Here is a 14,067-nt window from a genome sequence, read left to right on the forward strand (position 1 = left end):
TTTTTTGTAATATCTGAATAATAAATCTTATCCGGCTATCTTATCGTCAGTTTATCGAACCGCCTCCAAAGCAATATGCCTAACGTTGTCAGGCTTATCGGGAATCCGCACCAAATCCCGATGGCTCCCCAATCGAAGATAAATCCGCAGACATAACCGATTGGCAGTGCCAGTCCGAAATGGCAGGCAAATGCGCAGTAAGCCATATACTTCACATCGGCTATCCCTCGTAGTGCATTGGCAAATAAGATTTGTAATCCGTCGCCGAACTGATACAACACGACTGACCAGGATAGGAGGGCTACCATAGCCACGACCTCATGTTCGGGGGTAAATAAGTATCCCATATTCTTATGGAACAGTATAATAAAGAATACGAATAATACGGCCACTCCCATAATCAGATGTAGTCCGGCAAAAGAAGCCTGACGGATATTCAGCCAGTCACTGTATCCTTTGAATACACTTACGCGAATTGTAACGGCGGCAGCTATCCCGTAATAGACCATGAATCCGAGTGTCGTGATTACGCCTAACACCTGATGGGCGGCCAGTGCGGTGCTCCCGATCCATCCCATCATAATAACACTCAGACTGAATGAACCCGTTTCAACCCCCATTAACAATCCCACCGGAAAGCCTAAACGTATCAGGTTGGAGAGGTTCAGGCGGTTAACGACTCCGTTTTTGAATCCGGTCAGGAACTCTTTATATTTTTCCCTTCGGGCAAATAAAACGCAGAAAACGATAAATGTAAGGATACGACTGACAAGTGTGGAGATACCTGCCCCAGTCAGTCCCATCTCCGGAACGCCGCATTTTCCATAGATAAGAAAATAGTTCCCTATAATATTCAACACGTTCGCCCCGAGCATGATCCACATCGGAGTAACCGTATCGGTCGTACCGTCGCTGAACTGCTTAAACGAATTGAACAGCATGGCGAATAACACCGAGAAAAGCTGTAAGATATAGTAGGGAACGATATATGGCATCAACTCTTCCGGCTGTTTTAAAATATCGATGTTCAACAGGAGCAGGAGCATCAAAGTACTTAACAATACCCCGACGATGAAGTTGATAAAAAGACTGTTCTTCAATGTCTCTCCGGCTTTGTGATATTCTTTGTTGGCATGCAAACCGCCGATAATAGGAGTGAGGCCGTATGAGAAACCCATTCCGAAGATAAAAGCCAGGTTAAAGAAGTTATTGACAAAAGAAGCGGCGGCCAGTTCAGCTGTGCTGTGATGTCCCACCATGATGTTGTCGGCAAAACCGACAATAATAATGCCCAGCTGCCCCAACATGATCGGGACACCCAGACGGATTGTTTCTTTATAATGTTCTTTGTAAGCAGAGAGTTGTATCATTGCATTCTTTTAGTCGGTTCATCAGCATAAAAGAGTGGTAAGTATCTGATGAGTTTTCAGAAAGAGGTAGGTCTAATTTAATTTAGAGGTAGGTCTAAATTGAATTACACGTACCTCTAAATTGATTTAGACCTACCTCTAAATATAAAAACATTGGATATTCTCCGGAAAGATGTTGTGTATTTTCCGGAAAAGGATCGTATTAAATTATTTCCACTGATTCGATAACCACATTTTCCAACGGGCGGTCCTGGCGGTTGGTCTTTACGTTCTGGATGGCGTCCACTACGTCCAGTCCTTCTACCACTTCGCCGTATACTGTATATTCGTTATCCAGAAAAGGAACACCGCCGATTGTTTTGTATGCTTCGCGCTGTTCCGGAGTCAGCTTGGCTTCCTCTTTGCGCTTTTCAGCTTCCAGTTCTGTTTTTCCGACCAGGGTATCGCGGATGATGGCCAGTTCGGCTTTGTCACCACTTTGGTAAGCTGCTTTGATCTTCGCAGCATTCTCTTTTTGCAGACGGGCGAAAATAGACTGTTTCAGGCGGCCTTCTTTCTGCTTTTCCATCTGGGCCAGTTCGCTGTCGGAATAAACTTTTCCGGTTACGATATAGAACTGGGAAGCGGAAGATTCTCTTTCCGGATTCACTTCATCGCTAGTACGGGCTGCTGAGAGTGCTCCTTTTTTGTGGAAATATTTCGGATAAACGAACTCGGCAGGGACCGTATATCCCAGGTCGCCGGCACCCAGTTGTTTGCTCATCGGAGCATCTTTAGAGGTGACATCGCCACCCTGGATCATGAAATCCTTGATGACACGGTGGAAAAGCAGGCCGTTGTAAGTGCCTTCCTTTACCAGTTTGATAAAGTTGTCGCGGTGTTGCGGTGTTTCGTTGTATAATTTTAGTTTGATGTTACCCAGGCTGGTCTTCATCAGAACCTGTGTTTCGTTTGTTTCCATTTTTCGTTTCGTTTAATGATTATTTATCGACAATCGTCATTGTCTTGATCTTTATATTCTTTAACGGCCTGTCGTCCTCATTTGTTTCGACAAACTGGATTTTATCGACAACTTTCATGCCTTTTATTACTTCGCCGAAGACGGTGTAGGTCCCGTCCAGGTGGGGAGCTCCCCCTTCAAGCATATAGGCTTCCCGTTGTTCGGGAGTAAAGGTTTTATTATCTTTTTCCTCCATCTTGTCCAGTTCCATTTCCGTATAGAATTTTCCGGTAACGATGTAGAACTGTGTACCCGATGAGGCGCGTTCCGGATTCTCGTCGTCGCTGGTACGGGCGGCACAGAGCATACCGCGTTTGTGGAAATATTTCGGATAGACGATCTCTGCCGGGATGGTGTAACCCGGGTCGCCGTCCCCCAGATGCTGTTCGATAGGTGCATCTTTCGAGTTGATGTCTCCGCCTTGTACCATGAATTGTTTGATGACACGGTGGAACAGGAGGCCGTCGTAGCGCTTCTCTTTCACATTTTTGATAAAATTATCCCTGTGCTGGGGCGTGTCGTTAAATAACTTCACTTTGATCTTTCCCATGTCGGTATCGATCTGGACAAGGGTCTCAACTTCCTGCGCTTGCAAATGAAGGGATGACAATAATCCGATTAGGAGTAAACCTATAGCAAACAGCTTTTTCATCTTCGTTTTATTTTGTTATTAAGGCAACAAAAATAGTTACTTTTAGTCGTTAACGCAACCTTTTAACACAACCTTTTCATGCAATGCTTGTTCCTTACTGGTAAAACGTCTAAACAAAACACATTTATGAAAGCATTTGTTAAAGGAGCAGCTTTGTTGCTCGGGGTCGGACTGTTATCCACCCATGCTCAGGCTCAGAAAGTGATCATTAAGGATGAGGAGCCGAATTCAATCCTGTTTATTTCCCGTGATAAGGCGGGTGATGAAATTATCCGGATACTGAACGAAACCCAGAATCAGCGTTTCCATGAACCGGGCGTTCCCCGTTTTCTGCTGACCGACCGTAAGGGGCGTTTCGCTCTCGGTATCGGAGGATATGTGAAGGCAACAGCCGAATATGATTTTGGCGGTATCTCCAAAGATATTGATTTCTATCCCGCACTGATCCCCAACAAAGGTGCGTCGCATGTCAGAAACCAGTTCCAGATGGATGCAACAACCAGCACGGTCTTCCTTAAACTGGTGGGACACACCAAACATTTGGGCGACTTCGTTGTCTATACGGCCGGTAATTTCCGTGGAAACGGTAAGGGCTTTGAACTGAGAAATGCGTATGCTTCCTTGTTGGGATTCACACTCGGATATGACTATGGTTCGTTTATGGACCTGGCGGCTATTCCTCCGACGATCGACTTTGCCGGTCCGAACGGGATGGCGATTTATCATGCTACCCAGTTCCGTTACGAACGTTCGTTCGGGAAAGGATGGAAAGCCGGTGTCGGTGTGGAAATGCCGGTGGTGGACGGACTGACCAATGATAACCTGAGTATCGGTTCGCAACGTATGCCGAACTTCCCCGCTTATCTGCAATATGGCTGGAACTCTAAATGCCATCTGCGTGCCGCCGCTATCGTCAGAAGTATGACCTATGATAACCTGGTTGCCAATAAAGCCGAATCGGAAACAGGCTGGGGCGTGTTGCTCTCCACCACATTCAACCTTTGCAGCAAAGTACAGGTGTACGGACAAGGTGTTTACGGTCGGGGTATCAGCCAGTACATGAACGACCTGAGTAATCTGAATGTGGATATTGTTCCCGATCCCGACAAAGCCGGACGTATGCAGGTTCTTCCGATGATGGGATGGTATGCCGGCCTGCAATACAATATTACTCCGAATGTGTTTGTTTCGAGTACTTACAGCCAGTCACGTTTGTATAGTGAAAACGATTACCCGTCGACTCCTTCCGAACAATACCGCTATGGACAATATCTGGTAGTCAACCTGTTCTGGAATATCACTTCCGACTTGCAGGTCGGAGCCGAATATCTGAGAGGATGGCGCACTGACTTTAACGACCAGACTCGCCATGCCAATCGTCTGAATCTGGCAGTACAGTATAGTTTCTAGTCGAACGGGCAAAACCGTTAAAAGTCAAAGCTCCTCTTTGTTGTGTTGCTTTTTTGTATACCTTTGTGGCTATTGAGGGATAATTAAAGAGGCAATATGAATTTTCAGATGAGGCAGCTTGCGATTCTATCGCTGCTATTGTTATTATCAATATATGCGAAAGGAGAGAATACTCCGGTTGCATCTACTTGGGATGCGGCCGGAGCATTCCCTTTTGAAAAGAAAGTTACCGGACGGGTTGTTGATTCCGGCGGTAAGCCGTTAGCGGGAACAAATGTGGTGGAAGAAGGCACGGCAAACGGTGTCGTAGCGGATGCGGGAGGTAATTACTCGCTGTCAGTGGGAGAAGAGGCTACATTGATCTTCTCTTTTATCGGTTATAAAACCAAACATATTCCTGTCCGCGAACAGCAATATCTGGAAGTCGTGTTGGAAGAAGATGTATTGTTTCTCGATAATGTTGTCGTAACCGCCCTGGGTATAAAAAGAAAAGAAGCCTCGCTGACCTATTCCGTCGAACAGGTTGATGGCGAGGAACTGAACCGGGTGAAAGACCCGAATATGATTAATACGCTTGCCGGAAAAGTAGCGGGAGTACAAATAAACAAGGCTGCTTCCGGCCTGGGCAGTTCTTCTAAAGTCCTGATGCGTGGCATCCGCTCGGTGGTGGGTAACAACCAGCCTTTGTATGTCATAGACGGTGTCCCTATTCTTAATTCAGCCAATGAACAGGCTTTTTCCGCTATTGGCGGTACTGCCGATGCCGGAAACCGTGATGGCGGTGACGGTATCTCTAATCTGAATCCCGAAGACGTTGAAAGTATCAGTATCCTGAAAGGCTCGCCGGCAGCCGCCTTGTATGGTAGCCAGGCGGCTAATGGCGTTATCCTGATTACAACGAAGAAAGGCAATCCGGATATCCGTAAGATATCCTTTTCAACCAGCTTGATGTTTGATAAAGCCTTTTGCCTGCCGGAGTTCCAGAACGAATACGGGGTGTCCGACAACGTGGAAAGCTGGGGAAAGAAAGCCGACTTGCCGGTATATGATAATGCGGGCGGATTCTTCAAGACTGGTCTGACCTCTATCTCTTCTTTTTCCGTAAGTGCAGGTAACAAGAAATACCAGACTTATTTCTCCTATGCCAATACAACGGGAAAAGGTATCATCGAACATAACAGCCTGTCAAAACATAATATATCTCTCAGAGAGACGGCTTTCCTGTTTGACGACCGTCTGAAGCTGGACGGAAGTGCTTCATTCCTGCGGCAAACAACGAAGAACCGCAATCCCAGCGGTGGCTTCTATATGAATTCGCTGGTGGGACTTTATCGTTTCCCGCGAGGTGTGGATATTTCCGAATACAAGGAGAACTTTGAAGTATGGAACCCGTCCCGGAACCTTAACGAGCAGAACTGGCATTCCGATACTCAGGATTTTGAACAGAACCCGTATTGGGTTACAAACCGTATCCGGAGCAAAGATTCCCGTACCCGTACGATCCTGTCGCTGAATGCCGAACTCAAAGTGACGGACTGGTTTAAGATACAGGCACGCGGCAGCCTCGACTATCTGTCGGATAAGGTGCGTCAGATGTTTTATGCCTCCACAGCCCCGGCTTTGTCCGGTCAGAACGGCAGGTATATCGAGGCGGATTATCAGGAAACGCTTTTGTACGGGGATATTATCGGTTCCTTTGAAAAGAAATTCGGACAGTTTTCCCTGAACGGTGTGATAGGAGGGAGCATCAACGACAAGCTGGTGAACTCCCTGCGTTATGATTCGAAAACCGCATCATTGAAATATGCCAATGTGTTTAATGTGGCGAATATCATTATGGACGGTTCAGCTTATATCGACCAGCAGATCGATGCCCACCGTCAGTTGCAGTCGCTGTTTGCTACTGTGCAGGTCGGTTACAAGGATATTTTTTTCCTCGACCTGACAGCCCGGAACGACTGGTCGAGTACGCTGGCCTTTACTCCGAATGAAAAGAAAGGCTTTTTCTATCCGTCGGTAGGCGGGGCCTGGGTGATGAGCAAGATGTTCCGGTTGCCGGAATTTATTTCTTTTGGCAAGCTGAGAGCCGTATGGAGCAAGGTCGGTAACGACATACCTTTATATATAACAAACCCTGTTTCGCATGTGGGAGCCGGTGGCGAAATAGAATATGCCGATTCCGCCCCGTTTGAAAATATGAAACCCGAAATGACAACTTCGGTGGAGCTGGGTACGGAATGGCGTTTCCTGAACGACCGTATCAGTTTTAGCGGGACGTATTATAAGACGAATACCCGTAACCAGTTCTTCAAACTCCCCGCCAAGTCGGGAGACAAATATGCTTATCGTTATGTCAATGCAGGAGATATCCAAAATATCGGTTGGGAGGTCAGTGCCTCCGCATTGCCGGTTGTCGGTAAAGATTTCGAATGGAAATCGTCGCTGAACTATTCGACCAATAAAAATAAAGTAGTCCGGCTGCATGAAGAATTGCCTGTCTTTATTTATGGTCCGAGAGGATTCTCTTCCAGTTATGCAATGAAGCTGGTGGAAGGCGGTTCTTTCGGGGATATCTATGGGAAAGCATTTCGCCGTGATGAGAACGGGCATATCCTTTATGAAACGGAAGGTGGCAAAAAAAGTCTGCCCCAGGTGGAAGGTGAAGGAAACCTGATTAAAGTAGGAAATGCAAATCCCAAATTCACAATGGGCTGGAATAATACGTTTACTTACAGGAACCTGTCTCTTTCATTTCTGATAGACAGCCGTTTTGGTGGTGAAGTCTTGTCGCAGACGCAGGCCGATATGGATATGTTCGGCGTGACTCAGATTACGGCTGATGCCCGTAATGCCGGCTTTGTCATGCTGGAAGGAAACAGGATAGAAGATGTAAAAAGCTTTTATAAAAATGTAGTGGGAGGACGTGCGGGAGTAACCGAATATTATATGTACGATGCGACCAATATCCGTCTGCGTGAATGTTCGCTCGGCTATGCCTTGCCCGGGAAATGGTTGGAGGCGACGAAAGCTATCAGGCAGGTTCACCTGGCTGTCACTGCCCGTAATCTCTTTTTCCTTTATAAGAAAGCCCCTTTCGACCCTGATTTGATTCTTTCAACGGGAAATGATAATCAGGGAATAGAGGTCTACGGTATGCCGACCACCAGAAGTTTTGGTTTCAGTATAAAATGTGATTTTTAATTCAGGAGTATGCAGATGATAAACAGAAAGATAGCAACCTTCCTTTTTATTCTTTTCCTGGTTTTCCCATCCTGTACGGGACATTTCCAGGAGATGAATACAGACCAGTCCGGAATCACCGATGAGGATATGACTGTCGATTTCAATAATCTGGGTATTCCGTTGGGAATCATTCAGCAGGGAATCTATTTTAATTATGATTTCGGAAAGGGAAAGAACTGGCCTTACCAGATTATGCAGAATTTGAATGCAGATATGTTCAGCGGGTATATGCACGATTATAAACCCCATAACGGTGGAAGCAGCAATTCCGATTATAACTTGCAGGACGGTTGGAACGGAACGAACTGGGGATATACCTACGCTTATATCCTTCCGCAGATAGATAAACTGGAAGACTCTACCCGTGTCAATTACCCGGAAGTCTACGCAATAACGAAGATTCTGAAAGTGGAGGTCATGCACAGAATATCCGATATGTATGGTCCTGTCATATATTCTACATTCGGAAACGACAACGGTGTTTATTCTGCCGATACACAAAAAGAGGCATATGATGCTTTCTTCCGGGACCTGGATATAGCGGTCGGGTTGATAACCGAACATCTCCGGAGTAAAACGGCTGTTCCCGACCTTTCGGATTTTGATATTCTGCTGGACGGAAACTACACTTCCTGGCTGAAGTTTGCCAATTCATTACGGATGCGCCTGGCGATACGGATAGCAATGGCCGATCCTGAAAAGGCCCGCAATGAATTTCTGAAAGCGTTCCATAATCCTTACGGAGTTTTCGAAACGGTAAAAGACCGGTTGGTTGTTTCAATCCGGAACGGTTATCAGAATCCGTTGGGAGAAATAAACCGGATATGGAATGAAGTCTATATGAACGCATCCATGGAATCTGTTTTGAATGGTTACGAAGACCCTCGCCGTGAATTCTTTTTTGAGCCCTGTGCGGAAGACACCGGAGAAACGGTTCTGCATGGAAAATACAAAGGAATACGACAAGGTACCTGTTTCTCTCATTTATTATATGCTTCTCATTCGAAGATATATGTGAATAAATCGACCGAACCCATATTGATGACTGCCGCCGAAGTTTGGTTTTTACGTGCTGAAGCTGCATTGAGAGGCTGGACGACGGAGAATGCAGGGGATAACTATCGCCAGGGAATATCGACTTCATTTATCCAGTGGGGAGCAGGCGGTCTGGAGGATTATCTTCAGTCTGAATGCACCGGTGCAGATTATATAGATGCTTTTGACACTTCCAACAATATAGAAGCCCGTTGCAAAGTCTCTCCCAAATGGATTGAAACGGCCCCCAATGAAATCAAACTGGAGAAAATTATCACCCAGAAATGGCTGGCAGTCTTCCCGGAGGGTTGTGAAGCTTGGGCGGAACAGAGGCGTACCGGCTATCCCTGTCTTTTCCCTGTGAAAATAAATAACAGTAAAGACGGTTGTATCGATACGGAAATTATGATCCGGCGTTTAAACTTTCCTGCCGATCTGATCGATACGGATATCCCGCTTTACAACTCGCTTGTGAAGGCTTTGGATGGTCCCGATCATGCCGGGACAAGAGTATGGTGGGATAAGGGGAGAAACTTCTAAAATATTAATATGTGTTAAATAAGAGCGAGGCACCCCTAGATAGGAAAGTGTTGTGTGTATCCTTTATAAACGAACCTGAAAAAGGTACTATTATTAAGGAAACATATGCAAGACACAGTAATCATATCTCTTCTTCAGAAGTACATAAAAGATCAATGTACGGAGCAGGAGTTGCGTACTTTACTTCAATGGTTGAAGTCTCCGGATAACCATATTGATCTCGATTTGGTTGTACAACCGCTTTGGGATGCAATAGATAAGGATATGTCTCATCCGAATGAAGAAAGAGAAAATGAACTGCGCCGGGAAGTTTCTTCTTTGTTATCTGAAATAAAACAAAAGAATAAGTTTACTTCTAACTCCAGAGTTAGAAGTAAAAACCGTTTAAACGGTTTTTACAGGGTTGCAGCTATTTTAATTCTAGCTTTCAGTGTGACGTTAGGTTTACTGAAAGTCCTTGATCGTCCGCAGCCGGTTGTTACTTATGCGGAAAAAATGTCTGCGAAAGGTGAAAAGAAAAGTTTACTTCTGGCAGATGGTACTAAAGTAATCCTTAACTCTGATACAAAACTAATAATTCCCAGCAATTTTAATAAAGAGGAACGTATTATAGAGATGGAAGGAGAGGGGTTCTTCGATGTGACTCCTAATCCGGATAAACCTTTCATTATAAGAAGTGGAGAAGCCCGGGTAAAAGTATTGGGTACCTCTTTCGATTTTAAATCTTATAAAGAAGATGAATTCATTAAACTGACGGTGTCGACAGGAAAAGTCAGAGTAAATGTTGCCGACCAAGATCTCCAACTGGCCGTTTCACCGAATGAACATCTTTCAATCAATAAAATAGATGGAAATGTCCGTAAGGAAAGCATAGAGGAAAATAACTATATAAAATGGATACATGGTTCTTTATATTTTAACAAAGAACCGATCCGTGAAGTAATCAAAACAATCAATCGTACATATAACCGGAAAGTGATTCTGCAATGTAAAAATTGTGATTATCGCATAACTGGTACTCATGATAACAAGAGCATTGAGGCTGTTATTGAAGCTATCTGTTTTACAACAGGACTTCGAAGTAAACGTGAAGGAGGTAATATTATATTATATGAGAAACATTAAAGTCTAACACTAAAAAAAATAGAATGCCTATGATAAACATTTGATAGTAACGTATATGAAAAAAGCAGTAGTGCTGCTACACTACTGCCTTCACTAAATTTCAGCAGAAACCTTTAAAACAGTATTGAGCCACTGGGTTGTAAGGTGTTTCTGCCTGTCTTAACAAACATCATTTATTAAAACATTACAAATGTATGAATTATAATCTAATCTATAACAAGACTCTTATGCGAACTTCGTTAACCGTTTGTGCTATCGCTCTGTCGTCTCAGTTACTCTGTGCGGAAGGAGCTTTAGGGCAAAGTCTTAAAGAAAACGATATCACGTATGTGGTGAAACAAACGTCTGTCAGTGACGCTTTTGAACAGTTAAGTAAAATCACCGGTTTTAATTTCTTTTATGACGAATCTGTCTTAAAAGGATTAAAAAATGTAAGCGTACAAATTAAAGAAGGTACGATAGATACTATTTTACACGAATTATCCCGTCAGACGGGATTGTCTTTTAAAAAGATCAATAAAACCATATCGGTCAGCAGGGGACAAGCTAACACTTCTTTTCCGGCTGTTGAACAGAAAGTGAAGAAAGTAACGGGTACTATTCGCGATAATCATGGTGAACCCATTATCGGTGCGAATGTGTTTGTAAAAGGTACAACGAGTGGTACAGTGACGGATATGGATGGTAATTTCTCTCTGGAAGTTCCGGAGCAGGGTACTTTAGTTGTCTCATATATTGGTTATCTGACAAAAGAAATGCCGATAGGAAAAGGACAACAAAATGTGGAAGTTGCATTGATTGAAGACACTCAGGCTTTAGATGAAGTCGTAGTTGTCGGTTTTGCGAAACAGAAGAAGGCTAATCTGACCGGTTCTGTAAGTAGTGTTAAAATGGATGAGGTGATGGGAGACCGTCCGGTTCCGACTACAGGTGCTTTATTACAGGGAGCGGTTCCTGGTTTACAGGTTACTTCCGGTAGCGGTGAACCTGGTGGCGGTTTGGATTTTAATATTCGTGGTACAACGAGTATCAATGGCGGAGAACCACTTATTCTGGTGGATAATGTTCCGTTCCAAGGAACTTTAAACTTGATAAACCCGAATGATATCGAGTCTGTTACAGTATTGAAAGATGCGGCTTCCGCTTCTATTTATGGTGCTCGTTCTGCGTTTGGTGTTGTCTTGATTACAACGAAGGGTGCTCAGAAAGAGCAGAAAGTACAAATGACTTACAGTAATAATTTCTCATTTTCCAGACCGTCGAATTTGCCGGTAAAAGCGACTCCGCTTCAGACGGTTCAAGCTTATTCCGATATGGGATATATTACGTATTATTCAGGTCAGTCGGTAGATACATGGTTGGATTTATTGCATAATTATCAGGCTAATCCTTCTGCTTATCCGGAAGGATATGCAGAAGATGGCGGCATGCGTTATCAATTGGCACAGACTGATATTATGAACGATTTCTTGTCGGAAACCGGTTTCCAGCAAAAACACGATTTCTCGATTAGCGGTGGTAGTGAGCGTTCTTCTTATCGCGTTTCTTTGGGATATACCGGTTCTGACGGTGTAATGACTACCGATATGGATAGCTATAAGCGTTACAATGCGAAAGGATTTATCAGTTCGAAGATTACGAATTGGTTGACTGGACAGCTGGATCTTAGTTATTATAAATCGGATAAAGGATTGCCTAGTGGCGCTAATTATTCAAAAGCCGTATGGGCTCCATCGTATAATCCGGAAGGTTTGATTAATATTAATGGTGAAGACCTGTATTCCGGTACGGCAGGTAATTTGACGCGTTTAGGTGGACAGAACACGATCGGTATTTCGGATACACGTGTGTTTGCCAAATTGATTGCAACGCCTATCAAAGATATGATTTTGAATGCAGAATTTACGTATGACAATTTGTATAATACGGAAACAAATTATTCAAAACGTATTCGTTTTGCCAATGCTGATAAATTTTCAGAAGAGTATACTTCCGATTATTCGACTTATAAACGTCAGCGTGCCGTAAAGAATTATACGGCTTTGAATATTTACGGTTCTTATGCAAAGAGTTTGGCAAAGAATAATTTCACATTATTGTTGGGATATAACCAGGAGTCTTATCACTATGATTATTTGAAAGCGGAAACTTCAAATATGATTAATGATGATATGCCTTCTATCTCGCAGTCGACCGGAGTACAGAAAGCATATGATGGCTTTTCTGAATATGCCGTGATGGGTTTTTTCGGACGTCTGAATTATGATTTTGATAATCGTTATTTGGTTGAGTTGAATGGACGTTATGATGCTTCTTCCAAATTTCCGTCGGGTAGTCGTTGGGGATTCTTCCCTTCTTTATCTGTTGGATGGAGAGTAATGGAGGAGAGTTTCATGGAACCGTTGCGCGATTATATTCCGGAATTTAAAATCAGGGGATCAATTGGTACGGTAGGTAATCAGAATATTGATCCTTATCAGTTTGTTCCGAGTATGGAATCGGTAAAATCTACATGGTTGGATAATAATAATCAGCCTATTACATTAAAACAACCAGGGTTAGTCAGTGGAAATTTTACTTGGGAAACGGTTCGTACGTTAAATATTGGTTTCGACTTGAGTGCCTTGAAGAATCGTCTTTCTGCCAATTTCGACCTTTTCCGTCGCGATACGAAGGATATGTTGACCAGTGGGTCACAGTTACCTGCCACTTTGGGAGCTAACGCTCCGTTGCAGAATGTGGCCGATTTGAAATCTACCGGTTTCGAATTGGAGTTGGCATGGCGTGACCAGATTGGTAAAGTACATTATAATATCGGTTTCAACCTGTATGATTATAAAGCATATATTACTAAGTTTAAAAATAATGTAGCCGGTGTAATTCGTACTTCTGATAACAAAACGTATGTAGAGGGACAGCGTCTCGGTGAAATATGGGGATATGTAACAGATCGTCTTTATACAGTAGATGATTTCGTAGAAGGTTCTTTAGATGCAAATTTGAAGAATGGTACTTTAAAAGACGGTATTCCTCACGTGGAAGGTGTGAAACCGAATCCGGGAGATATGATGTATAAGGATTTGGACGGCAATGGTATCATTAATGCGGGAAATGAAACGATTTATGATCCGGGGGATCGTAAGATTATTGGCAATAACTCATTACGTTTCCAATATGGTATTAATGGCGGCTTGTCATGGAATAATTTCAGTTTCTCCTTCCTTTTGCAAGGAGTCGGAAAGTGTGATAAATGGTTGACCAACGATTTGATCTTCCCGTATTATTATGAATTCGGTACGATTTATAAACATCAATTGGATTACTGGACTTCCGAAAATACAGGAGCTTTCTTCCCGCGTTTGTATGAAACGGGTATGAGAAATACCAATTATGCAGCGAATGTGCGCGCCCAGACAAAATATCTGACTAACGGTGCTTATCTGCGGGTAAAGAACCTGACATTGGGATATACCATTCCTCAAAACATTATTTCTAAAATTGGTATCAATAACCTGAGAGTGTATGTTTCTGCAGAAAATCCGTTTACGTTCGATCATATGCCAAAGGGACTGGATCCGGCTGTTGACAGTAAAGCGAACGGATTGGGATATCCGTTTATGAGTTCGTATGCTTTTGGCTTCAGTATAAGCTTGTAATTCTGTATTATTATGAAACTATTAAAAAGAGAGAAT

At 43.5% G+C, this 14,067-nt stretch carries 8 protein-coding genes; 5 read left to right on the top strand and 3 right to left on the bottom strand.

Translation table 11 applies throughout. The features are described from left to right. Positions 1-35 precede the first annotated feature (35 nt). The 3 genes from HMPREF1535_RS14425 to HMPREF1535_RS14435 all read right to left on the bottom strand — a co-directional run bounded on the left by HMPREF1535_RS14425 (position 36) and on the right by HMPREF1535_RS14435 (position 3,022). Positions 36-1,370 carry an MATE family efflux transporter gene (locus HMPREF1535_RS14425; protein WP_046146669.1) on the bottom strand — a complete coding sequence of 445 codons (1,335 nt, stop codon included), beginning with the start codon at positions 1,368-1,370 and terminating at the stop codon, positions 36-38. A 202-nt stretch (positions 1,371-1,572) separates the two neighbouring features. Then, on the bottom strand, positions 1,573-2,331 hold the full coding sequence (locus tag HMPREF1535_RS14430; protein ID WP_046146670.1) for a peptidylprolyl isomerase: 759 nt from the start codon (positions 2,329-2,331) through the stop codon (positions 1,573-1,575). A gap of 19 nt (positions 2,332-2,350) precedes the next feature. Continuing rightward, positions 2,351-3,022 (bottom strand): peptidylprolyl isomerase, encoded by a 672-nt coding sequence (locus tag HMPREF1535_RS14435; RefSeq protein ID WP_046146671.1) that lies wholly within the window; start codon positions 3,020-3,022, stop codon positions 2,351-2,353. A 126-nt stretch (positions 3,023-3,148) separates the two neighbouring features. Between HMPREF1535_RS14435 and HMPREF1535_RS14440 the strand changes: the two genes are divergently transcribed. The 5 genes from HMPREF1535_RS14440 to HMPREF1535_RS14460 all read left to right on the top strand — a co-directional run bounded on the left by HMPREF1535_RS14440 (position 3,149) and on the right by HMPREF1535_RS14460 (position 14,031). Beyond that, positions 3,149-4,432, top strand: a complete 1,284-nt coding sequence (locus HMPREF1535_RS14440; protein WP_046146672.1) for a DcaP family trimeric outer membrane transporter — start codon at positions 3,149-3,151, stop codon at positions 4,430-4,432. A gap of 96 nt (positions 4,433-4,528) precedes the next feature. After that, entirely contained in the window at positions 4,529-7,633 is a 3,105-nt protein-coding gene (locus tag HMPREF1535_RS14445; RefSeq protein WP_046146673.1) for a SusC/RagA family TonB-linked outer membrane protein, read from the top strand. A 15-nt stretch (positions 7,634-7,648) separates the two neighbouring features. After that, the gene (locus HMPREF1535_RS14450) at positions 7,649-9,250 is read left to right on the top strand and encodes a SusD/RagB family nutrient-binding outer membrane lipoprotein (protein ID WP_046147554.1); all 1,602 of its coding nucleotides are present in this window, start codon (positions 7,649-7,651) and stop codon (positions 9,248-9,250) included. Positions 9,251-9,355: 105 nt separating this feature from the next. Continuing rightward, positions 9,356-10,375: a FecR family protein gene (locus HMPREF1535_RS14455; RefSeq protein ID WP_046146674.1), complete on the top strand. Its 1,020-nt coding sequence runs from the start codon at positions 9,356-9,358 to the stop codon at positions 10,373-10,375. A gap of 227 nt (positions 10,376-10,602) precedes the next feature. Next, positions 10,603-14,031, top strand: a complete 3,429-nt coding sequence (locus tag HMPREF1535_RS14460; protein WP_244275625.1) for a TonB-dependent receptor — start codon at positions 10,603-10,605, stop codon at positions 14,029-14,031. Positions 14,032-14,067: the final 36 nt, after the last annotated feature.

The sequence above is a fragment of the Parabacteroides goldsteinii DSM 19448 = WAL 12034 genome (assembly GCF_000969835.1).
GTDB classification, from domain to species: domain Bacteria; phylum Bacteroidota; class Bacteroidia; order Bacteroidales; family Tannerellaceae; genus Parabacteroides; species Parabacteroides goldsteinii.